The sequence below is a fragment of the Micromonospora sp. NPDC047620 genome (assembly GCF_043205005.1).
Lineage (GTDB): Bacteria > Actinomycetota > Actinomycetes > Mycobacteriales > Micromonosporaceae > Micromonospora.
Map to the genome: position 1 here is coordinate 72,921 of NZ_JBIDDG010000009.1, position 24,786 is coordinate 97,706.

The following is a 24,786-nucleotide window of genomic DNA, read 5'->3' on the forward strand; positions in this document are numbered from 1 at the left end:
ACCGTGCCGGCGGTCCTGGGAGGATCTCCTCGTCGGGCAGTCAACGAGGACGAGCTGCTGCGCAAGAATCCGTGCCGGATTCCGGGAGCGGATCAGGAGAAGGCGGCGGAGCGCCCCGTGCTCACGCTCGCCCAGGTGCTCAAGCTCGCGGAGCTGGTAGACGAGCGGTACCGGGCGCTGGTCCTGGTGACCACGTTCGCCTGCCTGCGATGGGGCGAGGTATCCGCGCTGCAACGACAGGACGTCGACGCCGACACCGGAGTGGTCCGCGTTCGGCAAACGTTCACGGAGGTGCGTGGCGTCGGTATGGTCCTTGGCCCGCCGAAGTCGCGTGCTGGTCGGCGTGCTGCCTCGGTGCCGGCGGCGATCCTGCCAGCGCTGCGCGAGCATTTGGCGGCGTTCGTCGACGACAACCCGGATGCGCTGGTCTTCACCACGCCGTCCGGGCGGCCGATCTGGCGCGGCAACCTCAACAAGGTCATTGGCTGGTCGGCGGCGATCGGCAAGCTCGGCATGCCGGGTCTCCACTTCCACGATCTGCGGCACACGGGCAACACGATCGCGGCGCGGACCGGGGCGAGCATTCGGGAGCTGATGGCGCGGATGGGCCACGACTCGGCACAGGCTGCCATGATCTACCAGCACGCCACCTCGGAGGCGGATCGGGCCATCGCCCAGGCGGTGAGTGACGCGGTGAAGGCCGAGCGAAAGAAGGCCAAGAAGGCGGCAGCCGGCACGTCGGACAAGCCAAAGACCAAGAGCAAGAAGCGTGCCTAGTGGCCCGTGGATGGCCCGCCGGGTGCCCGTGGTCCGAGCAAAATCGAAGGCCCTGGCTGGAACTTGCGTCCTGACCATGGCCTTTCGCGTGGAGCGGGTGACGGGAATCGAACCCGCACTGTCAGCTTGGGAAGCTGATGTTCTGCCATTGAACTACACCCGCAGGCGGCACCACTGTACCTGAGACGTCCCGCCGGCGCACCCAGGTACCCCCTCCGACGCCGCGCCGTGTCGCCCGGCGGCCCCCCGGGGTGACTCACGGCCACCGCCCGGGAGCCGGCCCCGCCACGGCGGCCATGGTCCGTTCGCGCCGTGGTCCGCACCGGCTGGCGGACCGGTACCCCAAGATCGACGCCACCGAGCCGCCGGGCGGCACGAGCCGCTACCGAGAATCACCGTTTCATCGCCAATTGTCGATCGCGAGTCGGCGCCGGCCAGGAAAAAGTTTCATCCCCGCAACATATGGCCGTTCTCAAATCCGTCGATCGGTTGTAACGTCTGCCCAACGTTTTCAGCCACGGCGTGACATACCCCCTGTCGCGCCGGCCAGAAAGAGGTGGGCCCATGGGACTCCGTCCCAACCTGCTGACCCGGCGTACGGCCGGCGTCGCGTCGACGACCCTCGCGCTGCTGCTCAGCACCGCCGCCGTGGGCGTCGTACCGGCCGCGTCGGCCTTCTCCGCCGCCCCGAGCGAGGTCTGCGTCGAGCCGGCCGACGTCCACTCGGACTCCCGCGTCAAGGCGGGCGGCGCGGCCAAGCACGAGCCGAACGAGCTGACCCTGGCGGAGACCCGCGAGCGCGAGGCCGACCTGGCCGCCGCCCTGCGCGAGCGCGCCCGGTTCCGCACCGGCGCCGGCGCCTCCATCACGGCCACCGTCACCGTCCCCGTCGTGGTGCACGTGATCCAGCGGGACGGCACCCGGGCCGGCGGCAACATCCCGGACTCGATGATCACCTCGCAGATCAACGTGCTGAACCAGTCCTACAGCGGGGCGACCGGCGGCGCGGCCACCGCGTTCAGCTTCCAGCTGCAGAAGATCAACCGGGTGACGAACCCCTCGTGGTACCCGATCGTGCAGGGCTCCTCGGCGGAGCGGTCGATGAAGACCTCGCTGCGCGAGGGCGGCAAGAACACCCTCAACGTCTACCTGGGCGAGCTGAGCGACAACCTGCTGGGCTGGGCGACCTTCCCGACCCGGAAGCTGAGCAGCATGGACGGCGTCGTCGTGCTGAGCGAGTCGCTGCCGGGCGGCACGGCCACCAATTACAACCAGGGCGACACCGGCACCCACGAGGTCGGCCACTGGCTGAACCTCTACCACACCTTCCAGGGCGGCTGCTCCGGCTCGGGTGACAGCGTCAGCGACACCGCGCCCGAGGCATCCCCGGCGTTCCAGTGCCCGACCGGCCGGGACACCTGCACCGCCCCGGGCCTCGACCCGATCACCAACTTCATGGACTACACCTACGACTCCTGCATGCACCAGTTCACCGCCGGGCAGGCCAGCCGCATGCTGACCGCCTGGAACGCGTACCGCGCGGCGTAGTTCCCCCGCACGACCGGTGCCGGCCCCGCTCGACGGGGCCGGCACCGTCGTTTTCGGGGTGGGGTGGGGGGCGGTGCGGTGCCCCGGACGGGGACGGCCCGGGGCGCCGCACCGCGTCTCAGGCGGCCGGGCGGGCGGCGAGGTTGCCGCCGCTCCCCGACCGCGTCTCGGGCACCGCGGCGGTCGCGCCGGGGTCGAGCCAGACCTGGACGGCGGGCCGGCCGTGCCCCTCGCCGGCGCCGCCTGCGACGCCCGGCTCCCGACGGGCGAGCATCGCCACGTCGACGGTGAACTCGAACAGCCGCCAGTCCACCTGCGGCGCGGCCCGGTGGCTGCGGGCCAGCCGGGCGACCCGGGCCGGGTCGGTGACCGGCCGGGCGTGGCCGGCGACGTAGGCCTCGTCGTCACTCTCCTCCGGCGGGAAGGAGTGCAGGGCGTAGCGGCCGTCGCGTTCCAGGTCGCGCCGCTTCGGCGAGTCGACCACGAAGCAGAAGAGCCCCTCGTCGGTGATCACCGGAGAGACGGGATGGACCCGGGGCCCGCCATCGGCGCGGACGGTGGCCAGGTAGCCGAAGCCCGGCCCGTACTGCTGCATGAGGGTGCGGATCCCGTCGGCGAGGCGGGGCTCGTCGGCGGCGAATTCGGACCAGGAAGCCATGCCGACATTCTATCGAACACGTGTACGAACAGGTAGTCCGACACGCAGGTCACGCACATCGCTCGCTAAGGTGGTGCGATGCTGCTCTCCGACCGCGATCTGGTCTCCGAGATCAAGACGGGCACGCTCGCGCTGGAGCCGTTCGAGCCCACGCTGGTGCAACCGTCCAGCATCGACGTACGCCTGGACAAGCTCTTCCGGGTCTTCAACAACCATCTCTACACCCACATCGACCCGGCGATGCAGCAGGACGACCTGACGTCGATGGTCGAGGTGCCCGAGGGCGAGCCGTTCGTGCTGCACCCGGGCGAGTTCGTGCTCGCCTCGACGCTGGAGGTGATCTCCCTCGGCGACCAGCTCGCCGGGCGGCTGGAGGGCAAGTCGAGCCTGGGACGGCTCGGCCTGCTCACCCACTCCACCGCGGGTTTCATCGACCCGGGCTTCTCCGGCCACGTGACGCTGGAGCTGTCCAACGTGGCCAACCTGCCCATCACCCTCTGGCCGGGCATGAAAATCGGTCAGCTCTGCATCTTCCGGCTCTCGTCGCCGGCCGAGCACCCGTACGGCTCGGCCGTCTACGGCTCGCGCTACCAGGGGCAGCGGGGACCGACCCCGAGCCGCTCCTGGCAGCACTGGCGCACCTGGCCGACCCGCTGACCCGACGGTCGCCTGTTAGGAAGGGGCCCTTCCTCTACCGAATGCGCTAGGAAGGGCCCCTTCCTTACACCTCAGCCCGGGCGGCCGTAACTGTGGATCGGGCCGTCGTCGACCTTCTTCATCTTGACCGGCACCCCGGCTCGGGAGGCGTGCACCACCCAGCCCCCGCCGACGTACATGCCGACGTGGTGCAGGTCGCTGTAGTAGAAGACCAAGTCTCCCGGGCGCAGCTCGCCCCGGGTGACGGTCGCGGTGACCCGGCGCTGCTGCGCGGCGTTGTGCGGCAGCGAGACCCCGGCCTTCGCCCAGGCGGCGAGCATCAGGCCCGAGCAGTCGTACGCGTTCGGGCCCTCGGCGCCCCAGACGTAGGGCTTGCCGATCTGGGCGCAGGCGAACTTGACCGCGGTGCCGGCCCCGCCACCCGGGTAGCTGGCCGGGCAGGGGGCGGGGCGCAGCGAACCGCCGCCGCCGCTGCCGTAGATCCGCAGCCGCAGCTTCTGCAACCGGTCGATCTCGGCGTTGATCTGCTTCTTCTTCGCGGCGAGCTGGGCCTCCGTCCGGCCGAGTTGGACGACCATCTCGTCGAGCGGGGCCTTCTTCTCGGCCAGCCGGTCGCGCAGCTCGGCGACCTGCCGCACGTCCTGCTGCTGGTGCTGGGCGAACCGGTCGAGCAGTTCGAGCTGGCCGACCATCTGGTCGGGCGAGCGGCTGCCCAGCAGGGCGTTGACGGCGGATACGTTCTCGCCCTTGTAGGCGCGGACGGCCAGCGCGCTGACCTCCTCCATCGCCTGCTCGACCTGCCGTTCCAAGGGCTTGATCTGCTTGGCGAGGGCGTCTGCCTGCCTGCGCTTGGCGGCCAGGTCCTGGCGGGTGGCGTTGTGCCGTTCGATGATCGGTTCGAGCTTGTTCCAGTCCTCGTCGATCTGGCGCTCGATCTCGGCGACCGTCGGTTCGGCGTGGGCCGCCGTGGCGCCGCCGGTCAGGACGACGGCGAACGCGGCCAGGGCGGCGAGGGCGGTGGTGCAGCGGTACCAGCGTGGGCGCGGCGCAGCCGTCGTCGGGCCGGCGGGTGCCGACCGTGCCGACGGTGGCCGCGGGGCATGGTGTGCCACCGGGCTCCGTACTCCTTCTTCCCGTACCGCCTACCGGGTTAGCTGACGGGTTCGGGCGGGAAGGGGACGCCCTACCGCAGGTGCTGCGGATTCACCCCGGGGTACCTGGGTCCCCGGCTCGCTCGGGAGCGACTCGGCGGTGTCGGACCGTTACCGCCCCGGATGGGCGGACTGTCGCCGGCCGACGAATGACCAGAGTAGAGACGGTCGTTATCGATCCGCAACCCATCGCGCCGTGACACACCGTATTCATGCGGGCGGTGGGAGCGCGCAACTCCGGGGGACGAAATTTTTCTTCTTCGGTAAGTGACGCATGGAAAGGTATTGACCGGAGGTGGCGCCCGGGGCGAAGGTGGCCCCACATTCGCCCGTCCGACCTGGGGGTCTGATGCACCTGTCAGCGACATCGAGGAGCAGACGCGTCCTGCTGGCCGCCGCCGTGGCGGCCGCCCTGGCGGCGACGCCGCTCACCGCCGCCGGAACCGCCGCCGCCGCGACGACGACCGACCGACAGCAGCAGTACGCCGCCGCGGCTGCGGAGTACGGCGTGCCGGAAAGCGTCCTGCTCGGAGTCTCCTACCTGCAGTCCCGCTGGGACACCAACGCCGGAACGCCGAGCACCAGCGGCGGCTTCGGACCGATGCACCTCACCGACGCGGAGTACGTCGCCGCGCTGCCCGGGGGCACCCACCACGACGAGGGCACCGAGGACCCGCGGGGCGACGACTCCCGCCCGTCCCTGGCCGAGGCGCACGAGCCGCCGGCTGCCCAGCCTCCCGCCGAAGCCTCGCTGCGGACGCTCGACGCCGCCGCCGGGCTGACCGGCGCCAGCGAGGAGGCGCTGCGCACGGACGTCACGGCCAACATCCGGGGCGGCGCGGCGCTGCTGGCCGCGTACCAGAAGGAGATCGGCGCCCCGGTCGGCGCCGACACGGACCCGGCGGCCTGGTACGGCGCGGTGGCCCGCTACTCGGGCGCGGACAGCGCCGACGCCGCGGCGGCCTTCGCCAACGAGGTGTACGCCACCATCGCCGCCGGCGACAGCCGGCTGACCGACGACGGGCAGCAGGTCACCCTCGCCGCCCGCGCGGTGCAGCCGGAACGCTCCTGGCTGGACCGGCTGGGCCTGCGCAAGGTCGCCCGGCCCGACGGGCTGGAGTGCCCCGACACGATCTCCTGCGAGTGGATCCCGGCGCCCTACGCGCAGTACGGCCCGACCGTGGGGGACTACGGCAACCACGACCTCGCCGACCGGCCGGCCCAGCAGAAGATCGAGTACATCGTCATCCACGACACCGAGGGCTACTTCGGGCCCAGCGTCAACCTGGTCAAGGACCCGAGGCGGGTGGGCTGGCACTACACCCTGCGCTCGGTGGACGGCCACATCGCCCAGCACATCAAGACCAAGAACGTCGGCTGGCACGCCGGCAACTGGTACGTGAACGCCAAGTCCATCGGCCTGGAGCACGAGGGCTTCGCGGGGCACGGCACCTGGTACACCGAGGCGATGTACCGCACCTCCGCCAAGCTGGTCCGCCACCTGGCGCTGCGGTACAACATCCCGCTGGACCGGCAGCACATCATCGGTCACGACAACGTCCCCGGCACCGTCGCCTCGACCGTGCGCGGCATGCACTGGGACCCGGGCCCGTACTGGGACTGGTCGCACTACTTCGACCTGCTCAAGGCGCCGTTCACGTCGACCGCCACGCCGCACACGGGGCTGGTCACCATCGACCCGGACTTCGCCACCAACCAGCCGCAGTTCACCGGCTGCAACCGGCAGCCGCCCGGCGTGCCGAACCCGCCCCCGCCGGCGGCTCCCTGCCCGCTGCGCGGCTCGTCCGCGGTGATCCTGCACAGCGCGCCGAGCCACGACGCGCCGCTGGTCAACGACATCGCGCTGCGACCCGACGGCACCCCGAACACCATGTACATCTCCGACCACGGCGCCCGGGCCTCCGCCGGACAGACGTACGCCCTGGCCGAGGTGCAGGGGGACTGGACCGCGATCTGGTACCTCGGCCAGAAGGCGTGGTTCCACAACCCCGCCTCGAAGCCGACCGCGAAGTGGTCCGTGGGCTTCGTGGTGACCCCGAAGGACGGCAAGGCCACCATCCCGGTGTACGGCCGGGCGTACCCGGAGCAGGCCGCCTACCCGGCCGGCGTGCCCTACCAGCCGATCTCCCCGCTCCAGTACACCCTCTCGGCCGGCCAGCGGTACGCCGTCGGCACGGTGCTCCCCGGCGAGTACTACCGGGCCGTCACGTTCGACGGGTCGTCGCCGGGTGACTGGACGGTGGTCCGCGGCGAGAACAGGTACGTGCAGATCCAGTTCGGCCACCGGGTCATGTACGTCAACCTGGACGACGTGAACGTGCTGCCGTCCGCGCTGGGCGCGCCCAACTGACCCACCGCTCGCCGGGCTGGCGCAGCCCGACTCCGAGCACGACGAGGGCCCCCGGTCGAGTCGACCGGGGGCCCTTCCGTGGGTGGTGCGGGATCAGCCGGGCCTGCGGAACCCGGCCACCGGCATCGTGTTGATGCTGGAGACGTTGACCGGCTTGCCGGCCCGGGGCGCGTGCACCATCTTCTCGTTACCGAGGTAGAGGCCGACGTGACTCAGGTCTGCCTTGAAAAAGATCAGGTCACCGGGGCGTGCCTCGGAGCGCGGGATGGCCTTGCCCTCGTTCCACTGCGCGCCGGTGAAGTGCGTCAGGTGGATCCCCGCCGCCTTGTAGGCGTACTGGGTCAGGCCCGAGCAGTCGAACGAGTTGGGGCCGGTGGCACCCCATACGTACGGGTCGCCGACCTGGGCGCACGCGGTCCTGATCGCGATCCGGGCCGCGTTGCTGACCACGCCGTTGATGGTCGGGCAGTTCTCGGTCTTGACGGTGGTCACCGGCAGTGACGCCTCGAGCTTCTTGATCTCGGCGTCGATCTCCTTCTTCTTCGCCGCCAGGTCGTTCTGCTGTTTCGTCTGCGTGGCGATCAGCGCGTCGAGCTTCTGCTTCTCCGCGTCGAACTTGTCGCGGACCTTGGTGACGCCCTCGAGCTGCTTGCGCTCCTGGGCGGCCAGCCGGTCCAGGAGAGTCAGCTGCTCGGTGAGCGTGTCCGGCTTGGCGCTGACCAGCAGCGCGCCGATCTCCTGCGACGGGCCGGAGATGTAGTAACGGGCGGCGAGGTCACCGACCCGGTCCATCGCCAGCTCGGTCTCCAACGCCAACGGCTGGATCTTCTTCTGCAGGTCCGCCGACTTCTTGCGGTTGACCTTCAGCTGCGCCCGCACCTTGTTGTACTGCTCGATGGTGGGCTCGAGCTGCTCCCACTTCTTGTCGATCGCGGCCTCGATCTCGTCGACCGAGGGCTCGGCGTACGCGGGCGCGGCGAGCACACCGACGCCGACGACCGCGGCGGCGAGGAGGGTGAGCAGACGGTGGGCGGCCCGGCGCAGGCCACCCGGACGAGCAGACCGTCCCGGTGCGTGACGATGAGGGGGCATGGTTGCCACCGGCACCGACTCCTTTTGCAACCCGACCGCCGGGCGCCTCGCACGAGGAAAGAGGGGCGAGACAGACGACCCACAGCGGCCGGTGCCCAACACTAGGGAAGGCGCCGAGCGGAATCAAGGCGACCATCGTTCACATCACGCCTGCGCAACCGTTTGCGTACCAAGGGTGTCGGCCCGGCGACCCACGATGGCGGTCAATACGTCGTCCAACGTCACCACGCCGAGCGGGCGGCGGCCGTCGCTGACCAGCACCATGTGCCGCCGCTCGCGGCGCATCGACAGCAGCAGGTCGGCGAGCGTACGGTCCGGCGGCACCACCGCCAGCGGCCGGTAGACCTCCGCCGGCACCGGGGCGCGTCGGCTCACCCCGGCGTACCCGAGGACGTCCTTGACGTGCACGAAGCCGAGCACCCGGCGGGTGGACCGCTGCACCACCGGGAAGCGGGACCGACCCGTCCGGGTGGCCAGCACCTCCAGCGAGGCGGGCGAGACGTCCTCGGCGACGGTGGTCACCGTCGACCAGGGTTGCAGGGCGTCGGCGGCGGTCCGGCTGTGCAGGGCGAGCGCGCCGGTGATCCGGGCGTGCTCCTGGGCGTCGAGCAGCCCCTCCGTACGCGCCTGCGCCACCAGCCCGGCCAGCTCCTCCGCCGTGAAGACCGTCTTCACCGCCTCGGTGGCCTCGATCCGCCACAGCCCCAGCACCCGGCGGGCCGCCCACTTCATCGCCAGCAGCAGCGGCTTGGTGGCCAGGCAGAACGCCAGCATCGCCGGCCCCAGCCAGAGCGCCGACAGCTCCGGCCCGGCCAGCGTGATGTTCTTCGGCACCATCTCGCCGACCACCGTGTGCAGGAAGACCACCACGCCGAGGGCGAGCACGAAGGCCACCGGGTGGACCGCCCGGTCGGGCAGCCCGGCGGCGTGGAACGCCGGCTCCAACAGGTGCGCCAGGGCCGGCTCGGCGATCGCGCCCAGCCCCAGCGAGCAGACGGTGATGCCGAGCTGCGCCCCGGCGATCATCAGCGGGATCTGGTTCATCGCCGACAGCGCCCAGCGGGCCCGCTTCGAGGTGGCCGCCAACGGCTCGACCACCGTGCGCCGGGACGCGATCAGCGCGAACTCACTGCCCACGAAGAACGCGTTGCCGAGCAGCAGCGCCACCGTGACCAGCAGCTCAGGCATCGTCGCCCGGCTCCTCGGGGCGAACCACCCGGACCTGCTCGATCCGGTGCCGTTCGATCTCGACGACGGTGAACTCGTAGCCGGAGTCCTCGACCGTCTCGCCAGCCACCGGAATGTGCCCCAGCCGGGCCATCAGAAACCCGGCGAGCGTCTCGTACGGCCCCTCGGAGAGCCGGAACCCGGTCTGCTCGGCCAGCTCGTCGGAACGCAGCACCCCGTCGACGAGGACGGTCCGCTCCCCGCCCGGCACGGTCAGCTCGACCGGGCCGGCGTCGTCCACCGCGTCCGGGTCGAACTCGTCGGCGATCTCGCCGACGAGTTCCTCCACCAGGTCCTCGGTGGTGACCACCCCGTCGGTCCCGCCGTACTCGTCGACGACGATGGCGAGGTCGGCGCCGGCCACCCGCAGCGCGGCAAGCACGCCGTCGAGGTCCAGGCTCTCCGGGACGTACACCGGCTCGCGGGCCACCGACCCGACCGTGGTCGAGCCTCGCCTGGCCGGCGGCACACCCAGCGCGTCGGGCACCCCGGCGACGCCGGTCACGAGGTCGAGGGTCTCCTCGTACACCGGGAAGCGGGTGCGCCCGGTCTGCCGGGACAGTGCCAGCAGCTCGGCCACCGTGGCGGTGGCGCGTAGCGCGACGACGTCCACCCGTGGGGTCATCGCCTCGGCGGCCCGCTTGTCGCCGAAGCGGATGGTCCGGCGCAGCAGCATCGCGGTGTCCGGCGGCAGCGCGCCGGCCCGTGCCGAGATGGCTGCCAGCAGGCCCAGTTCCTCCGGCGAGCGGGCGCTGGCCAGCTCCTCCTGCGGCTCCACCCCCAGCACGCGGACCAGGCGGTTCGCCGAGTCGTTGAGCGCCCTGATCAGCCAGCCGAAGGTGCGGGAGAACCCGCGCATCGGGCCGGCGGTGGCCAGCGCGGTGGGCATCGGCCGGGCCAGCGCGAGGTTCTTCGGGACCAGCTCGCCGAAGAGCATGGAGAGCAGGGTGGCCAGGGCCAGGGCGAGGAGCGGGGTGAACCGGTCGGCGGCGTCCCCGGCGACCGGCCGCAGCAGCGGGGTGAACAGCCGGGCCAGTGCCGGCTCGGCCAGGTAGCCGGTGAGCAGGGCGGTGAGGGTGATGCCGAGCTGCGCCCCGGAGAGCTGGAAGGAGAGCTCCCGCAGCGCCCGGCGTACGGTCGCGGCCCGACCCTCGCCCGAGGTCGCGCGGCGCTCGATCTCGGGCCGGTCCACGGTGACCAGGGCGAATTCGGCCGCGACGAAGAACGCGTTGCCGCCGGTCAGCAGCAAGAACCCGACCAGGGGCAGCAGCGTGGTCAGCAGCAGGCCATCGATGCTCGTCTCACCTCGGCGCGATTCTCGCACGTCGGGCGCCGGCTGGCCGAGGTTGCCGCCGTCTCTTGAACGACGACGGCGGCGGCACCGCGAGGTGCCGCCGCCGTCGGGCGTTCCAGGGGTACGCGTCAGCCGGCGACCGGCGCGGTCTCCTTGTCGCCTGCCGCCGGCTCGGGCTTCACCGAGCGGAGCAGCACGCTGGCCACGTCGACGACCTCGACCTGCTCGCCGGCGCCCTTGCCGTTCACCCCGTCGTTGAGCATCGTCGAGCAGAACGGGCAGCCGACGGCGACCGTCCGCGCCCCGGTGGACATGGCCTCCTCGACCCGGTCCACGTTGATCCGCTTGCCGATCTTCTCCTCCATCCACATCCGGGCGCCGCCGGCGCCGCAGCAGAAGGAGCGCTCGCTGTTGCGCGGCATCTCGGTGAGCTCGCCGGCGATGGCGGTCCCCAGCACCTCGCGCGGCGGGGCGAACACCCGGTTGTGCCGGCCCAGGTAGCAGGGGTCGTGGTAGGTCACGCCGCCGTCGACCGGCTGCACCGGGGTGAGCTTGCCGGTGGCGACCAGGTGTGCCAGGAGCTGGGTGTGGTGGACCACCTCGAACTCGCCGCCGAGCTGGCCGTACTCGTTGCCCAGGGTGTTGAAGCAGTGCGGGCAGGTGGCGACGATCTTGCGCTTGCTCTTTTCCCGGCCCTCGAACGCCTCGTTGAGGGTCTCGACGTTCTGCTGGGCGAGCATCTGGAAGACGAACTCGTTGCCGATCCGGCGGGCCGGGTCGCCGGAGCAGGTCTCGCCCTCGCCGAGGATCGCGAACTTGACGCCCGCCTCGTTGAGCAGCGTGGCGACCGCCCGGGTGGTCTTCTTGGCCCGGTCCTCGAACGCGCCGGCGCAGCCGACCCAGAAGAGGTACTCGAAGTCGTCGACCTCGCCGACCCGCGGCACCTCGAAGTCCAGGCCCTTGGTCCAGTCCTCGCGGGTGTTCGGCGGGGCGCCCCACGGGTTGCCCTTGTTCTCCAGGTTGCGCAGCATCACGCCGGCCTCCGACGGGAAGCTCGACTCGATGAGCACCTGGTAGCGGCGCATGTCGACGATGTGGTCGACGTGCTCGATGTCGACCGGGCACTGCTCGACGCAGGCGCCGCAGGTGGTGCAGGACCAGAGCACGTCCGGGTCGATGACCCCGCCTTCCTCGGCCGTGCCGATCAGCGGTTTGTCGCCCTCGGCCAGGGCGAGCACGTCGACGTGGGCGAGCTGCGCGGCGGTGGCCTTCTCCTCGCCGGTCAGGTCCTTGCCGCCGCCGGCCAGCAGGTACGGCGCCTTGGCGTACGCGTGGTCGCGCAGGCTCAGCACCAGCAGCTTCGGCGACAGCGGCTTGCCCGTGTTCCAGGCGGGGCACTGCGACTGGCAGCGGCCGCACTCGGTGCAGGTGCTGAAGTCCAGCAGGCCCTTCCAGCTGAACTGCTCGACCTGGGCGACGCCGAACTGGTCCTTCTCCGGGTCGGCCTCCTCGAAGTCGAGCGGCTTGCCCTGGCTCGTCATCGGGCGCAGCGCGCCGAGGCCGGAGCCGGCGCGGCCCGGGTCACGCTTGAAGAAGATGTTGAAGAAGGCGAGGAAGCGGTGCCAGGCGACGCCCATGGTGACGTTGAGCGCGATCACGATGAGCCAGGTCATGGAGATGGCGATCTTGACGAGGGCGGCGATGCTGACGCCCGCGTCCCAGTTCGGCAGCATCGCGCCCACCGCGTGGCTGAGCGGGGCGGCCCAGACCGGGTACTCGAAGTGGTCGGTGGCGACCTTGAAGCCCCGGATGACGAAGCCCATGATCAGCACCGAGAGGATCACGGCCTCGACGAAGTACCCCTGCCACATGGTGGAGCCGGTGAACCGGGAGCGACCGCCCGGCCGGGTCGGCCGGTTGCGGACCCGGATCCCGATCAGCACCAGGATGCTGACGATGCCCAGGATGCCGATCAGCTCGGTCACCGCGCCGTAGAGCGCCCAGCCGCCCACCAGGGGCAGCCCGCCGGTCGGGGAGACGACCTCGAAGTACGCCTCCAGCACCAGCAGCGACAGCACGATGAAGCCGACCATCACGAACCAGTGCGCCGCGCCCACCACGCTCCAGCGGAGCATGCGGGTGTGGCCGGCGGTCTCCGCCAGCATGGTCTTCGTGCGGGTGCCCTTGTCGCCGAACCGGGTCGGGTCCGGCTGACCCAGCCGGACGACGGCCACCATCTTCATGACCGCGCGTACCGCAAGCCACACCGCCACGGCGGTGATGGCGAACGCGAGGATCGTGGTGACGATCTGGACGCTGCCCATCGAGTTGGCCTCCCGGTCTGCTGCCTGTCGAGCGGCTCGGCGACCGGGGCCGGATCAGGGGGCGGTCGGCGAGCCGCCGCCACCGCACCCTCGACCGGACCGGTCGATGACCTCGCTCCGCTCGGTCATGCAGTGCAGCCTACGCGCAAGGTTACCCAGCGGTAACGTGAGTCATCTCGCACTCCGGCCGCGCCGCCCTGCGCACACCATAGGTGGCCCGACCCGAAACCGCCGGGCAGGGTCTCCGCCGAGTGACACGCTCACGTGCGGCACCGCCCCGGGTGGCCCCGGCGGGGCCGGATCGGGCGACTGGTCGACGGCTCGGTGCCGACCGGCCACGGCTGCACCGAGAGGTGCGCGCCGCACGGTTGCACCGAGCCGAGAGCGGCTCGGGTGGCCCGGTGCCAGCAATCGCCGGGCGGGGCCGCTCAGCGCCAGCGGGAGAGCAGGATCAGGGAGGCGACCATCGCGCCGAAGCCCACCGCGAGGTTCCAGTAACCCCACGACATGACCGGGTACTCCTGCTCGGAGAGGTAGTAGACCACCAGCCAGCCGATGCCGAAGACGATGAGGCTGACCGCCGAGATCGGCAGCCACACCGGGCTAGGCTTGCGCGTCGCCGCCGTCGCCGTCGGACGGACGTCCGTCGGCGGGGTGTACACCTTCTTCTTGCGGACCTGAGACTTGGGCACGACGCTCTCCAGAGGGGGTGACGACCTCGTCCGGCCTGACAACCGGGCGCGGGGGCGACGGTCCATGGCCAATAATGTTCGACAGCTAGCGTAGTCCCGAAGAGCCGTCCAAGCCACGAATGGGGTCAGGCCGGTGCTCGGAGTGACCGAAAAGGCGGGACTGTTCGGGTCGCCGCACCGGCCCGCCACCTCGCGGGCTGAACCAGACGACGGGGAAGGAACGCTCGGTGGAGTACACATCCGGCGCGGCATCCTGGCAGAAGGTGCTCCGGCGGGTGGTCGCCGGCCTCCTGCCACGGCGACCGCGGCAGCGCCGACCGGGCTGGTCGATCGGGGTGCCGCTGATCGCCGCCGCAGCCGGGCTGCTCTTCACCACCACGGCGACCACCGCCGGCGGCACCGCCCTACGCGAGGACCGGCGCCCCCAGCTCAACCAACTCATCGAGGACCGCCGCGCGGAGGTGGCGGCCAGCGAGCAACGCGCCGCCGGGCTGCGCGGGGAGGTCGAGGACCGCACCACGGCGTTGGCCAGCTCGGACGGCCCCATCAGGGAGCAGCAGGACCGGGCGGCCGCCAGCCGGGAGGCCGCCGGATTCACCGCGCTCAGCGGCCCCGGGGTGACGGTGGAACTCAACGACGCGCCCCGCCGCAACGACGGGACCCTGCCCGCCGGAGCCACCAACGACGACCTGGTCGTCCACCAGGGGGACGTGCAGGCCGTGGTGAATGCCCTCTGGGCGGGTGGCGCCGAGGCCATGTCCATCATGAACGTCCGCGTGCTGTCGACCAGCGCGGTACGCTGCGTCGGTAACACCCTGCTGCTGCACGGCCGGGTGTACTCCCCTCCATTCAAGATCGTAGCAATCGGCGATCCCGCTGCCCTTCAGCGGGCCCTCGCCGACTCCGAGGGAGTCCGGTTGTTCAGGGACCTGGTCGACGACTACAAGCTCGGCTACAAGGAGACCGTCTCCACCGTCGCCGTGCCGGCGTTCGAGGATTCGACAACGCTCCGGTCGGCGGCGGTGCCACGGTGACCCGCGACGACTGGCCGGAGGAGCCCGACGGCCGGCACCGCGACCACGGTGACGGCCCGACGGAGTTCCTGCCCAAGGTCAATCGTCCCGCCCCGGCCGGAGCCTGGCCGGAGCCGACGCTGCCGCCCCGCTCCCCGGCGTCGCGCCCGCACGGTCCCGGCCCGTCGGTCGGCGACGGCCGCCCGACCGGCGGCCCACCCGCCGAATGGGCGCGTGCCGTGTCCGACCCCGCCCGTTTCGCCGGGCCCGCCCGCCCCGCCGATTCCGTCCGGCCCGGCGACCCGGCGCGCCCGGGCGGCCCCGCGCGGGAGCCCGGTCGTCCCGCGAACCCCGGCCGGTTCGTCCCCGGCACCGACGAGGCCCGTACCACCGTCAACCCGGCCCGGCCCGCCGACCCGGACCGCCTCGGACCCGATCGCCCCAGCCCCGCCGACCACGGCCATGCCGGCTTCGGGCGTCCCGGCCCCGTGGACTTCGGCCCCGCCGACCACGGCCGCCCCGGCCCCGCCGACCACGGCCGCCCCGGCCCCGCCGACCACGGCCGCCCCGGCCCCGCCGACCACGGCCCTGCCGGCTTCGGCCGCCCCGGTCTCGGCGACTTCGGCCCACCCACCGGCCGCCCAGACGTCGACTCGCCGGCCCGTCCTGTGGACTTCGGCCCGCCCACCGGCGCCGCCGGCCGTGGTGCCCCCGCCCCACCACCATGGTCGGGCGCCGGCCAGCTCCGGCCGGCCGCCCCGCCGCACCCGGCGCCGCCGGCCGGCTCCGTCGGGCAGCCGGACGCCACCCGGGCGTCCGGGCAGGGCGGCGAACGGTCGCTCCGCCCGCCCGTAGACCGCGCCGCCGCCCAGGGCGACCGGCCGGCCACCGACGGGCCGACCGCCTTCATCCCGAAGAGCGGCGCGGCCGTCGGGGGGCCGTCCACCCCGGCTTCGCCGACCGTCCCCGACCGCTCGGCCGACCCCGGGGCCACCGCCGTGATACCGGCCGTCCCCGGGCGTACGCCGGCCGGCTCGGCGGCCCTGTTCGAGTCGACCGCCCTGATGGGGGCCGTGCCGCGCCCCCCGAAAACGGATGAACCCGATATCCCCGACACCGGCACCGAGCAGCCCCGGCCACGCCGGGGCGAACGCGTCGTCCAGCTCCGGCCGGAGCAGACCGGCAAGGGCTACAAGAGCGTCTACTCGGAGCTGACCCGGCCCACGCTGGGCTCCAGGCTGCGCGCCGGCATCCGGGTCACCGGCGAGGTGCTGATCACCTTCGGCATGGTGGTGCTGCTCTTCGCCGGCTACGAGGTGTGGGGCAAGTCGGCGATCGTCGACGCCCACCAGAACGACCTCAGCCAGCAGTTGGCGCAGGCGTGGGGGCCGGACGGCGACCCGACCGTGGCGCCGACGGCCAGCGCGCCCACCAAGCCGAAGCCGCCGGTGCAGGGCAAGCCGATGGCGGGGCTCTACATCCCCAAGCTGGACAAGAACTGGGTCGTGGTCGAGGGCGTCACCCAGAAGGACATCCGGTACGCGCCCGGCCACTACCCGTCCAGCGCCCTGCCGGGCCAGGTGGGCAACTTCTCCGTCGCCGGGCACCGCAACCGCGCCACCTTCTGGCGACTTGACGAGCTGAACGACGGCGACGCCATCGTGGTGGAGAGCAAGACCGACTGGTACGTCTACAAGGTGAGCCAGAGCCGGATCGTCCGGCCCACCCAGGTCGAGGTGGTGGCGCCCGTGCCGGGCAAGCCCGGGGCGAAGCCGACCAAGTCGATGCTCACCCTGACGACGTGCAACCCGAAGTTCGACAACTACCAGCGCCTGATCATCCACGCCGAGTTGGCGCGTACCCAGCCGAAGTCGGCGGGTCGCCCGGCGGAACTGGGAGGCTAGGCGGTGTACGGCTGGATCTGGCGCAAACTCCCCTTCGGGCTGCCCGGCAAGCTCGTCGGCAGCCTGCTGATCGCCAGCGCGATGGTGGCCCTGCTCTGGTACGTGGTCTTCCCCTGGGCCGAGCCCCTGCTGCCCTTCGACGACGTGCAGGTCACCCAGGAGTCCGGCGAACCCGGCGACGTCGGCGTGGTGCCCGGCGACGGGGAGGCGACGCCCGGCGACGGGCACGACCTGCCGTACGACACCGAACGGAACAACACCCCGCCCCCCTCCCCGGACGAGTGAGCCCCCTGATGCGTGTCCTGGTGATCGACAACTACGACTCGTTCGTGTTCAACCTCGTGCAGTATCTTGGCCAGCTCGGCGTGGACTGCGAGGTCCGGCGCAACGACGAGATCGAGGTCGCCGAGGTGGGCAGGGCCGGCGCGGCCGGCGTCCTGCTGTCGCCCGGTCCGGGCAGCCCCGACCGGGCCGGCATCTGCCTCGACGTGATCCGCCGGTACGCGGGCAAACTGCCGATCTTCGGCGTCTGCCTGGGGCACCAGGCGATCGGCGAGGCGTTCGGCGCCACGGTGACCCGCGCCCCCGAGCTGCTGCACGGCAAGACCTCCGAGGTCCGCCACCAGGGCGTCGGAGTGCTCGCCGGCCTGCCGGACCCGTTCACCGCCACCCGCTACCACTCGCTCGCGGTGCTGCCCGAGACGCTGCCCGAGGAGCTGGAGGTCACCGGCTGGACCGGCTCCGGGGTGGTGATGGCGATGCGCCACCGGTCGCTGCCGATCGAGGGCGTCCAGTTCCACCCGGAGTCCGTGCTCACCGAGGGCGGCCACCTGATGCTGGCGAACTGGCTCGCCGCCTGCGGCCACCCGGAGGCGCTGGAGCGGGCCCCGGAACTGGCCGCCGAGGTGGACGCGCGCCGCCGCGCCGCCTTCGCCGCTGGCTGAGCCGGCAAAACTGTCCACGCCGAGCCCGAACCCTGACGGAACCCGCGAAGGGCGTGGTCAGGCCTTCAGCGCGTCCTGCACCGCCGGGTCGGCCGGCGAGCGGACCGCGGGCGGCCGGCGTCGTACCGCGTCCCATGCCGCCTTGCCGCTGGCGAAGTAGTCCCGGACCGCCTTCCCGACGAGCAGGGCGGGCCCGCAGCCGGGACAGCGAGCGGTCACTCCCTCGGCGTCGAGGCCGAGGTGTCGGCACAGCGTGACCGCCCGGGACAGGTGGTAGGACTGGGTCACGATCAGGGCCCGCTCGATCCCGTACACGCCGCGCGCCCGGGCACAGCTGTCGTAGGTGTCCAGGCCGAACGGGTCGGCCACGACGCGACGCGGATCGACACCCAGCCGCTCGGTCAGGTAGGAGGTCATCACCGCCGGCTCGTCACCGGAGGTGCCACCCCCGTCGCCCGACACGAGGATCACCCGCGCCCGCCCGCTGTGCACCAGCTCGGCGGCGGTTTCGAGGCGGCCGGTGAGCCGGTCGCCCGGTTGGCGTCGGTCCGCCGCCACCGCGGTGCCCAGGACGATCACGACGTCGGCGGCCGGCGCGGTGGCCTCGTCGTACACGTGGCCGCGGGCGGCGACCGTCGTCCACAGCCAGGGAAGGCTGGCGAGCAGCAGCGCGGCCAGAGCGAGAACCGCCGCGCGGGTCAGGCGTCGCCGCCACCGTTCGCCCGACCCGCCGGCCCTCTCACGAGTAACGTCCGGTGGGAACCCTCGCATCCGCCCCGTTCGTCCTCTCTGTGTGCAACGCGGCCCGAACCGGGCGGGCATCCGCCCGGCCGACGGACCTGGCCGGCAACGCCCGGCCGACGGATCCCGGCGGGGCGTCACCCGCCGGGGGTCACTGCTCGGAGAGCCGGGCCGGTGGGGTGGTCGGGAACAGCGGGAAGCCGCCGCCACCGCCGGAGGGCGTGCCGCTGGGCGTGGGGCTCGGCGTGTCGGACGGCGTCGGCTCGACCTGCGGCACGCTGACCACGATGGTCACCGTCCTGCCCTCCGCGAGGTTGGTGCCCGCTCGCGGGGTCTGCGAGAGGACCCGCCCGGCCTCGGCCGCCGGCACCTCCCGGCCCTGCTCGACGTCGACGTCGTAGCCGGCGGCCTTCAGCTCGTCCTTGGCCTCCTTCTCGGTGGAGTTGACCACGTTCGGCACCCGGCCGACGTTGCCCCTGGAGACGGTGAGGGTCACGACCGTCTTCTCGGCGACCTGCTTCCCCTCCTCGGGCGACACTGTCAGGACGATGCCCTCCTGGTCGGCGCTGTCCTTCTCGACCTTCCTGACCTCGAAGCCTGCCTCCTCCAGCCGCGCCTTCGCGGTCTCGTACCTGGAGCCCGTGAGGCCCGTCGGGATGGCCTTCGTACGCGGGCCGCCGCAGACCTGGACGACGACCTCGCGGTTGGGCTCCAGGGCCGAGTTGCCGGCCGGCGACTGGTTGACCACCTGGCCCTTCTTGCAGGTGGCGTCGAAGTGCTGCTCGCCCTCCCTGGGCACCAGGTTGGCCTGCTGAATCCGGGTGAACGCCTCCTGCTGCGTCAGGCCGGTCACCGTGGGGACGGTGACCTTGTCGTCGCCCTGATTCAGCAGCGCGGCGACGAGGGCGATCACCGCCAGCACGCCCACCGCGGCGAAGGTCGCGATCAGCCAGGACGACGCCCTGCGCCGGCGCGGGTCGCCGACGCGAGCCGGGATCTGCCGGGTCTGCGGGGCGCCGGGCGGGGCCGGGTAGCCGGCACCGGCCGGGACGACCCGCGTCGTCTCGTCCTGCGGCAGCACGGGGGTGGCCAGCACCGGGCGGCCGGCGGCGGCGCGGAGCAGGTCGGCCCGCATCTCGCCGGCGCTCTGGTAGCGGTTCAGCGGGTTCTTCGACAGCGCCTTGAGCACGATCGCGTCGACGGCCGGGTTCACGTCCGGGTTGATGTCGCTCGGGGTCGGCGGGGCCTCCCGCACGTGCTGGTAGGCCACGCTGACCGGGCTGTCGCCGACGAACGGCGGGTGGCCGCAGATCAGCTCGAAGAGCACGCAGCCGGCGGCGTAGACGTCGGACCGGGCGTCGACCGCCTCCCCCCGCGCCTGCTCCGGGGAGAGGTACTGCGCCGTGCCGATCACCGCGCTGGTCTGGGTCATCGTGGTGGCCCCGCTGGCCAGCGCCCGCGCGATGCCGAAGTCCATCACCTTGACCTGGCCGGTCTGGGTAAGCATCACGTTTCCGGGCTTGATGTCCCGGTGGATGATGCCGTGCCGGTGGCTGAACTCCAGCGCCGCGCACATGTCGGCGCAGATCTCCAGCGCCCGGCGCGGCTGGAGCCGCCCCTCGACGCCGAGAACCTCCTTGAGGGTCCGCCCGTTGACGAACTCCATCACGATGAACGGCAGTGTCTCGCCGGTCGGCGCGGTCTCCTCGCCGGTGTCGTAGACGGCGACGATCGCCGGGTGGTTGAGGGATGCCGCATTCTGCGCCTCACGGCGGAACCGCATCTGGAAGGTGGCGTCCCGGGCGAGGTCGGTCCGGAGCATCTTGATCGCGACGTCCCGACCGAGCCGGAGATCGCGACCGCGGTGCACCTCGGCCATGCCGCCATAGCCGAGCAACTCGCCGACCTGGTACCTGCCACCGAGCAGGCGGGCCTGCGCTGTCATCGCGTCTGTCGTCCTTCGCTCGTCGTCTCGTCGCCGCCCGGCCGGGGCAGTTCCTGTCGACGGTACGACGTCCCGGCCGGATCGTCGCGTCCGTCGGGCCGCAGCGCGCCGGACGTCACCGTCTGCGGGAGGGCCGCGCCGGCCGCGCCGGACTGCGACTTCTCCTGCAGCTTGTAGGAAATCACGCCGGAGCAGACGAGGACCAGTGCGGCCAGGAGGATGGCGAGTAACACCATGCCCGGCCGGGACCGTCGTCCGCCCGGCTGGGGCAGCGGAGGGGCCGCCTGCCCGGCGTACGCCATCGGGCGGGCCGGCGGCACGGGCGCCGCGCCGCGCGGGTAGCCGGGCGGGGCCACGGGCGGGCGGGACACCGACGCGGCGGGCGCGACCACCGTGGGGCGGTGCGGCGCGACGGCCGGGCCGGGTGCCGCCGCGGGCGGTCGTGGCGAGTGCGCGACGGCCGGGCGAGGTGCCGCCACGGGCGGGCGCTGCGGCTGCGGGGCGGCGGTCGGCGGCCGGTGCGGGACCCGCGGGTGCGCCGCCGGTGCCGGCACCTGGGCGCGGCCGGGTGGGGCGGCGGGCGACGCCGGGACCGCGGAGATCGGCTGACCACCGCCGCGGGCCTGCTGGGAGAGCTGGGCCTTCAGCTGCCGGGCCACCCCGGCCAGCGCGGCGGCGCTGGGCCAGCGGGCCGCCGGGTCCTTCGCCAGGGCCCGCTCCACCACGGCCCGGACCTGCGGCGGGATGTCGGCGGGCAGCGGGCGGGGGGCCTCCCGGACGTGCCGCATGGCGATCTCGAGAGGATTGTCGCCCTCGAACGGCCGCCGGCCGGCCAGGCACTGGTACGCGACCACGCCGAGCGCGTAGACGTCGGACGCGGACGTGGCGACGCCGCCGGTGGCCTGCTCGGGGGAGATGTACGAGGCGGTGCCGAGCACGGAGCCGGCCGCGGTGAGCTGGGCGACCAGATCCGACCGGGCGATGCCGAAGTCGGTGAGCACCAGGGTGCCGTTGGGCCGGACCAGCAGGTTGCCCGGCTTCACGTCCCGGTGCACGATGCCCTTCACGTGCGCCGCGTGCAGCGCGTCGGCCGCCTGGGCGACCAGCGCCATCGTGCGGGCCGGGGTGAGCCGGCCCACCCGGGCCAGGGTTGCCGACAGCGCGTCGCCCTCGACGTACTCCATGATCAGGAAGGCGATCTGCTGGTCGTTGCCGAAGTCGTAGACGTCGACTACGCCGGGGTGGTTGATCGTCGCCATGGTGCGGGCCTCGCCGCGGAACCGCTCGGCGAAGTCGGGGTCGTCGAGCAGCGCCGGGAGCAGGCTCTTGACGGCGACCGTCCGGCCGAGCACCTGGTCGGTGCCGCGCCAGACGTCGCCCATGCCACCGCTGGCGATCCGCTCGTCGAGGCGGTAGCGGTTGCCGAGCTGCACCCCGGGGCTGAGCATGTCAGCGGCCTCCGGGATCGGCGATGGCGGCACGCATGATCTGCCCGGCGATCCGGGCCGCCTCGGCGCTGCCGCCCGGGCCGGCCTGCTCCAGCATGACGCAGACCGCCGAGACCGGGTTCCCGTTCTTGTCGAGCGCGAAGCCGATGAACCAGCCGTGGTCCGGCCGGTCGGGCGCGGACTGCGCGGTGCCGGTCTTGCCGCCGACCGTGTAGCCGTTGATCCGCGCGTTCTCGCCGGTGCCGTTCTCGACGACGCTGACCATCATTTCCCGCAGGTCGCCGGCGACCTGGCCGCTGACCGGCTGGCGCAGCTCGCGCGGATTGGCGGTGTAGTAGCTGGTGGTGCGGTCCGGGCCGAGGAGCTGGCGGACCAGGTACGGCCGCATCTGGCTGCCGCCGTTGGCGACCGAGGCGGCGATCAGGGCACCCTGCAGCGGAGTCATCCGGACGTCGCGCTGGCCGATGGAGGACTGGGCGAGCGCGGCGGGGTCGTCGCCGCCGTCGGCGTTCTCCATGCTGCCGGTGCGGCTGGCCGCCACCGGGTGGCCGCCCTCCCCGAGGTGGCCGACGGTGAGGTCCTCCTGCTCGAAGCCGAACTGCCGGGCCTTCTCCTTGATCTTGTCCGCGCCGAGCCGGACGCCGAGCTGCGCGAAGCCCGTGTTGCACGACTCGGTGACCGCGTTCATCAGGGTGACCTCGTCCTCGGGGCAGATCGACGCCGCCGCGTTGCGGATCGGCGTGCCCGAGGTCGGCGGGGTGTAGCTGGAACCGGCCGGGATCCTGGTGTCCTGCCCGATGCCGTTCTCCAGCGCCGCGGCGGCCACCACGATCTTGAAGGTGGAACCCGGGGGCAGCACCTCGCCGATGGCCCGGTTCTTCAGCGGGCCGTTCGGGTTCTGCTCCAGCGCGTTGTGCGCGGCCGCCGCCTCGTTGGTGTTGTGGCCGGTCAGCGGGTTCGGGTCGAAGCTGGGCATGGAGACCAGCGCCTGCACCGCCCCGGTACGCGGGTCGATGGCGATCGCCGCGCCCTTCGGGACGTCGTTGCGGTTGTTGCGCAACTGCTCGTACGCGACGTCCTGGGCCCGCTTGGAGAGGGTGAGCAGCACGTTGCCGCCACCGGTCTTGTCGCCGGTGAACATGTCCTTGAACCGGTCGATGAAGAGCTGGTCGCTGGTGCCGGCCAGGAAGTCGTTCTCGAACTTCTCGATGCCGGTGTCGGCCAGGTTGACCGGCTTGTAGCCGAGCACGTGCGCGTACTTGGCGCCGCCCGGGTAGGTGCGCTGGTACTTCAGCTCACCGCTGGTCTCCTTGCTGGTGGCGAGGGCCGTGCCGCCGGCCTCGATGTTGCCGCGCTTGCGCTCGTACTCGGCGACCTGGACCCGGCCGTTGTAGTCGCTGGTGCGGTATTCGTCGGCCTTGTAGGCCTGGATCCAGTTCAGGTTGGCGAAGAGCAACCCGAAGAGGACCATCACGACGACGCCCACGCGGCGCAGGGGTGCGTTCACGGCCTGATCACCTCCGTGGGGGCACCGTGCAGCTGCTCCGGCGGGCCGCCGGACGGTCGGGCCGCCTTGCCGCCCCCGCCGGCGACGGGGCGGCGGGCCCCGTCGGAGACGCGGAGCAGGACCGCGATGAGCAGCCAGTTGGCCATCAGCGAGGAGCCACCGGCGGAGAGGAACGGGGTGGTCTGGCCGGTCAGCGGGATGAGCTTGCTGATCCCGCCGACGATCACGAAGACCTGGAGCCCGAGCGTGAACGCCAGGCCGCCGGCCAGCAGCTTGCCGAACGAGTCGCGGACCGCCAGCGCCGCCCGCAGCCCCCGCTCGACGATGAGCAGGTAGACGACGAGCAGCGCGGAGAGGCCGAACAGCCCGATCTCCTCGCCGAGGCCGGCGAAGATGAAGTCGTTCTGCACCTCGGGCAGCAGGCCGGGCTGGCCGCCGCCCGGGCCGGCACCGAACAACCCGCCGGTGCCGAGCGCGAGCAGACCCTGCACCAGTTGGTAGCCGTCCTCGTAGGGGTCGGCGAACGGGTCCAGCCAGATCTGCGCCCGCAGGTAGAAGTTGGCGAACGGCCCGCCGACGATGTCGCCGAGGACGTACGCCAGGTAGGCGCCGCCGAAGAAGAGCACCAGGCCGATGAGCAGCCAACTGACCCGTTCGGTGGCGATGTAGAGCGTCACCACGAACATGCCGAAGTAGAGCAGCGACGTGCCGAGGTCCTTCTCGAAGACGAGGACCAGGAGGCTGATCAGCCAGACCACGACCACCGGGCCGAGGTCCCGCCCGCGGGGGAAGTCGATGCCGAGGAACCGGCGGCTGGCCAGCGAGAGCACCTCGCGCTTGCGCACCAGGTAGTAGGCGAAGAAGACCAGCAGCGCCAGCTTGGCGAACTCGCCGGGCTGGATCGAGAAGCCGCCGACCCGGACCCACAGCTTGGCGCCGTTGATCTCGGAGAAGCGGCTGGGCAGCACCGCCGGGATCATCACCAGCACGATGCCGGCCAACCCCAGGGTGTACGCGTAGCGGGAGACCGACCGGTGGTCGCGCATGAGGGCGAGCAGCCCGGCGGCCAGGATGACCGAGGCGAGCGTCCAGGCGAGCTGCCGGCCACCCGTGCCGGCGAAGATGGCCAGGTCCGCCCGCTCGGCCGGGGCGGCGTTGCCCAGGTCGAGCCGGCGCAGGAAGCCCACCCCGATGCCGTTGAGCAGCGCGACCGCCGGCAGCAGGGCGGGGTCGGCGAAGGGCGCCAGGAACCGGATCACCAGGTGCAGACCGAGGAAGACCGCGGTGAGCGCGGCGGCCGGCATCCAGAAGTCGGCGGTGACGGTGTCGAGCACCTTCGCCTCGACCATCGCCCCGTACGCGGCCACCAGCACCATGGCCAGCAGCAGCAGCGACAGCTCGGCGTTACGCCGGGACCGGGCCAGGCGCACGCCGGGCTGCTCGCCCGTGGTGGCGGGCGAGGGTGCCGGGGTGGCCGCTGCGGTCACGGATCG

General features: G+C 72.3%; 20 protein-coding genes, 1 tRNA gene and 1 riboswitch. Of the genes, 8 read left to right on the forward strand and 13 right to left on the reverse strand.

Features of this window, described 5'->3' with window-relative positions:
• Window positions 1-3: 3 nt before the first annotated feature.
• Window positions 4-777, forward strand: coding sequence for a tyrosine-type recombinase/integrase (locus ACGF5C_RS12965; RefSeq protein ID WP_393300639.1), 774 nt, complete (start codon window positions 4-6; stop codon window positions 775-777).
• An 89-nt stretch (window positions 778-866) separates the two neighbouring features.
• Here ACGF5C_RS12965 and ACGF5C_RS12970 read toward each other — a convergent pair.
• Window positions 867-940 (reverse strand) — tRNA-Gly (locus tag ACGF5C_RS12970).
• A gap of 401 nt (window positions 941-1,341) precedes the next feature.
• On the opposite strand from ACGF5C_RS12970, the gene ACGF5C_RS12975 reads away from it, so the two are divergent.
• A complete protein-coding gene (locus tag ACGF5C_RS12975; protein WP_393300642.1) occupies window positions 1,342-2,325 on the forward strand; it encodes a zinc metalloprotease in 984 nt (327 codons plus the stop codon).
• Window positions 2,326-2,443: 118 nt separating this feature from the next.
• On the opposite strand, the gene ACGF5C_RS12980 is transcribed toward ACGF5C_RS12975, so the two are convergent.
• Window positions 2,444-2,983: a pyridoxamine 5'-phosphate oxidase family protein gene (locus tag ACGF5C_RS12980; protein WP_393300646.1), complete on the reverse strand. Its 540-nt coding sequence runs from the start codon at window positions 2,981-2,983 to the stop codon at window positions 2,444-2,446.
• 78 nt (window positions 2,984-3,061) lie between these two features.
• On the opposite strand from ACGF5C_RS12980, the gene dcd reads away from it, so the two are divergent.
• Window positions 3,062-3,640, forward strand: coding sequence for a dCTP deaminase (dcd, locus tag ACGF5C_RS12985; protein ID WP_393300649.1), 579 nt, complete (start codon window positions 3,062-3,064; stop codon window positions 3,638-3,640).
• Between the two features lie 71 nt (window positions 3,641-3,711).
• On the opposite strand, the gene ACGF5C_RS12990 is transcribed toward dcd, so the two are convergent.
• Window positions 3,712-4,752: an NlpC/P60 family protein gene (locus tag ACGF5C_RS12990; RefSeq protein ID WP_363709041.1), complete on the reverse strand. Its 1,041-nt coding sequence runs from the start codon at window positions 4,750-4,752 to the stop codon at window positions 3,712-3,714.
• A 12-nt stretch (window positions 4,753-4,764) separates the two neighbouring features.
• A riboswitch (cyclic di-AMP (ydaO/yuaA leader) is annotated at window positions 4,765-4,901 on the reverse strand.
• Window positions 4,902-5,140: 239 nt separating this feature from the next.
• On the opposite strand from ACGF5C_RS12990, the gene ACGF5C_RS12995 reads away from it, so the two are divergent.
• The gene (locus tag ACGF5C_RS12995; RefSeq protein WP_393300653.1) at window positions 5,141-7,162 is read left to right on the forward strand and encodes an N-acetylmuramoyl-L-alanine amidase; all 2,022 of its coding nucleotides are present in this window, start codon (window positions 5,141-5,143) and stop codon (window positions 7,160-7,162) included.
• 93 nt (window positions 7,163-7,255) lie between these two features.
• Here ACGF5C_RS12995 and ACGF5C_RS13000 read toward each other — a convergent pair whose 3' ends face one another.
• From ACGF5C_RS13000 to ACGF5C_RS13020, 5 genes are all read right to left on the reverse strand, one after another.
• Window positions 7,256-8,269, reverse strand: coding sequence for an NlpC/P60 family protein (locus ACGF5C_RS13000; RefSeq protein ID WP_393300656.1), 1,014 nt, complete (start codon window positions 8,267-8,269; stop codon window positions 7,256-7,258).
• A gap of 129 nt (window positions 8,270-8,398) precedes the next feature.
• Window positions 8,399-9,442: a hemolysin family protein gene (locus ACGF5C_RS13005; RefSeq protein WP_393259659.1), complete on the reverse strand. Its 1,044-nt coding sequence runs from the start codon at window positions 9,440-9,442 to the stop codon at window positions 8,399-8,401.
• Window positions 9,435-10,748: a hemolysin family protein gene (locus ACGF5C_RS13010; RefSeq protein WP_393301074.1), complete on the reverse strand. Its 1,314-nt coding sequence runs from the start codon at window positions 10,746-10,748 to the stop codon at window positions 9,435-9,437. The genes ACGF5C_RS13005 and ACGF5C_RS13010 overlap by 8 nt, the downstream gene beginning before the upstream one ends.
• 155 nt (window positions 10,749-10,903) lie before the next feature.
• Window positions 10,904-13,099 (reverse strand): heterodisulfide reductase-related iron-sulfur binding cluster, encoded by a 2,196-nt coding sequence (locus tag ACGF5C_RS13015; protein WP_393300659.1) that lies wholly within the window; start codon window positions 13,097-13,099, stop codon window positions 10,904-10,906.
• Window positions 13,100-13,527: 428 nt separating this feature from the next.
• Entirely contained in the window at window positions 13,528-13,791 is a 264-nt protein-coding gene (locus ACGF5C_RS13020) for a cell division protein CrgA (RefSeq protein ID WP_350702307.1), read from the reverse strand.
• A gap of 227 nt (window positions 13,792-14,018) precedes the next feature.
• Here ACGF5C_RS13020 and ACGF5C_RS13025 point away from each other — a divergent pair, with 227 nt between their 5' ends.
• From ACGF5C_RS13025 to ACGF5C_RS13040, 4 genes are read left to right on the forward strand one after another with little or no spacing between them, the layout of a single operon-like run.
• Window positions 14,019-14,825: a DUF881 domain-containing protein gene (locus ACGF5C_RS13025; protein WP_393300662.1), complete on the forward strand. Its 807-nt coding sequence runs from the start codon at window positions 14,019-14,021 to the stop codon at window positions 14,823-14,825.
• Window positions 14,822-16,708 carry a class E sortase gene (locus ACGF5C_RS13030; protein WP_393300665.1) on the forward strand — a complete coding sequence of 629 codons (1,887 nt, stop codon included), beginning with the start codon at window positions 14,822-14,824 and terminating at the stop codon, window positions 16,706-16,708. The genes ACGF5C_RS13025 and ACGF5C_RS13030 overlap by 4 nt, the downstream gene beginning before the upstream one ends.
• 3 nt (window positions 16,709-16,711) lie before the next feature.
• Window positions 16,712-16,993: a hypothetical protein gene (locus tag ACGF5C_RS13035; RefSeq protein WP_350702311.1), complete on the forward strand. Its 282-nt coding sequence runs from the start codon at window positions 16,712-16,714 to the stop codon at window positions 16,991-16,993.
• 8 nt (window positions 16,994-17,001) lie between these two features.
• Window positions 17,002-17,652 carry an aminodeoxychorismate/anthranilate synthase component II gene (locus ACGF5C_RS13040; RefSeq protein WP_393300668.1) on the forward strand — a complete coding sequence of 217 codons (651 nt, stop codon included), beginning with the start codon at window positions 17,002-17,004 and terminating at the stop codon, window positions 17,650-17,652.
• A 57-nt stretch (window positions 17,653-17,709) separates the two neighbouring features.
• On the opposite strand, the gene ACGF5C_RS13045 is transcribed toward ACGF5C_RS13040, so the two are convergent.
• The 5 genes from ACGF5C_RS13045 to ACGF5C_RS13065 all read right to left on the reverse strand — a co-directional run bounded on the left by ACGF5C_RS13045 (window position 17,710) and on the right by ACGF5C_RS13065 (window position 24,780).
• Window positions 17,710-18,423, reverse strand: a complete 714-nt coding sequence (locus ACGF5C_RS13045; protein WP_393300671.1) for a vancomycin high temperature exclusion protein — start codon at window positions 18,421-18,423, stop codon at window positions 17,710-17,712.
• Between the two features lie 121 nt (window positions 18,424-18,544).
• Window positions 18,545-20,338 carry a Stk1 family PASTA domain-containing Ser/Thr kinase gene (pknB, locus tag ACGF5C_RS13050; RefSeq protein ID WP_393300674.1) on the reverse strand — a complete coding sequence of 598 codons (1,794 nt, stop codon included), beginning with the start codon at window positions 20,336-20,338 and terminating at the stop codon, window positions 18,545-18,547.
• Window positions 20,335-21,786 carry a protein kinase gene (locus tag ACGF5C_RS13055; protein ID WP_393300677.1) on the reverse strand — a complete coding sequence of 484 codons (1,452 nt, stop codon included), beginning with the start codon at window positions 21,784-21,786 and terminating at the stop codon, window positions 20,335-20,337. The genes pknB and ACGF5C_RS13055 overlap by 4 nt, the downstream gene beginning before the upstream one ends.
• Before the next feature lies 1 nt (window position 21,787).
• Window positions 21,788-23,293: a peptidoglycan D,D-transpeptidase FtsI family protein gene (locus ACGF5C_RS13060; RefSeq protein ID WP_393300681.1), complete on the reverse strand. Its 1,506-nt coding sequence runs from the start codon at window positions 23,291-23,293 to the stop codon at window positions 21,788-21,790.
• The gene (locus ACGF5C_RS13065) at window positions 23,290-24,780 is read right to left on the reverse strand and encodes an FtsW/RodA/SpoVE family cell cycle protein (protein WP_393300684.1); all 1,491 of its coding nucleotides are present in this window, start codon (window positions 24,778-24,780) and stop codon (window positions 23,290-23,292) included. Before ACGF5C_RS13065 ends, ACGF5C_RS13060 begins: the two co-directional genes overlap by 4 nt.
• Window positions 24,781-24,786: the final 6 nt, after the last annotated feature.

What these genes read in the sequence shown, in the direction of transcription:
- dcd (WP_393300649.1), top strand. Translation starts at nt 3,062, where the DNA reads ATGCTGCTCTCCGACCGCGATCTGGTCTCCGAGATCAAGACGGGCACG.
- ACGF5C_RS12995 (WP_393300653.1), top strand. Translation starts at nt 5,141, where the DNA reads ATGCACCTGTCAGCGACATCGAGGAGCAGACGCGTCCTGCTGGCCGCC.
- ACGF5C_RS13005 (WP_393259659.1), bottom strand. Translation starts at nt 9,442, where the DNA reads ATGCCTGAGCTGCTGGTCACGGTGGCGCTGCTGCTCGGCAACGCGTTC.
- ACGF5C_RS13040 (WP_393300668.1), top strand. Translation starts at nt 17,002, where the DNA reads ATGCGTGTCCTGGTGATCGACAACTACGACTCGTTCGTGTTCAACCTC.
- ACGF5C_RS12980 (WP_393300646.1), bottom strand. Translation starts at nt 2,983, where the DNA reads ATGGCTTCCTGGTCCGAATTCGCCGCCGACGAGCCCCGCCTCGCCGAC.
- ACGF5C_RS13055 (WP_393300677.1), bottom strand. Translation starts at nt 21,786, where the DNA reads ATGCTCAGCCCCGGGGTGCAGCTCGGCAACCGCTACCGCCTCGACGAG.
- ACGF5C_RS13045 (WP_393300671.1), bottom strand. Translation starts at nt 18,423, where the DNA reads ATGCGAGGGTTCCCACCGGACGTTACTCGTGAGAGGGCCGGCGGGTCG.
- ACGF5C_RS12975 (WP_393300642.1), top strand. Translation starts at nt 1,342, where the DNA reads ATGGGACTCCGTCCCAACCTGCTGACCCGGCGTACGGCCGGCGTCGCG.
- pknB (WP_393300674.1), bottom strand. Translation starts at nt 20,338, where the DNA reads ATGACAGCGCAGGCCCGCCTGCTCGGTGGCAGGTACCAGGTCGGCGAG.
- ACGF5C_RS13015 (WP_393300659.1), bottom strand. Translation starts at nt 13,099, where the DNA reads ATGGGCAGCGTCCAGATCGTCACCACGATCCTCGCGTTCGCCATCACC.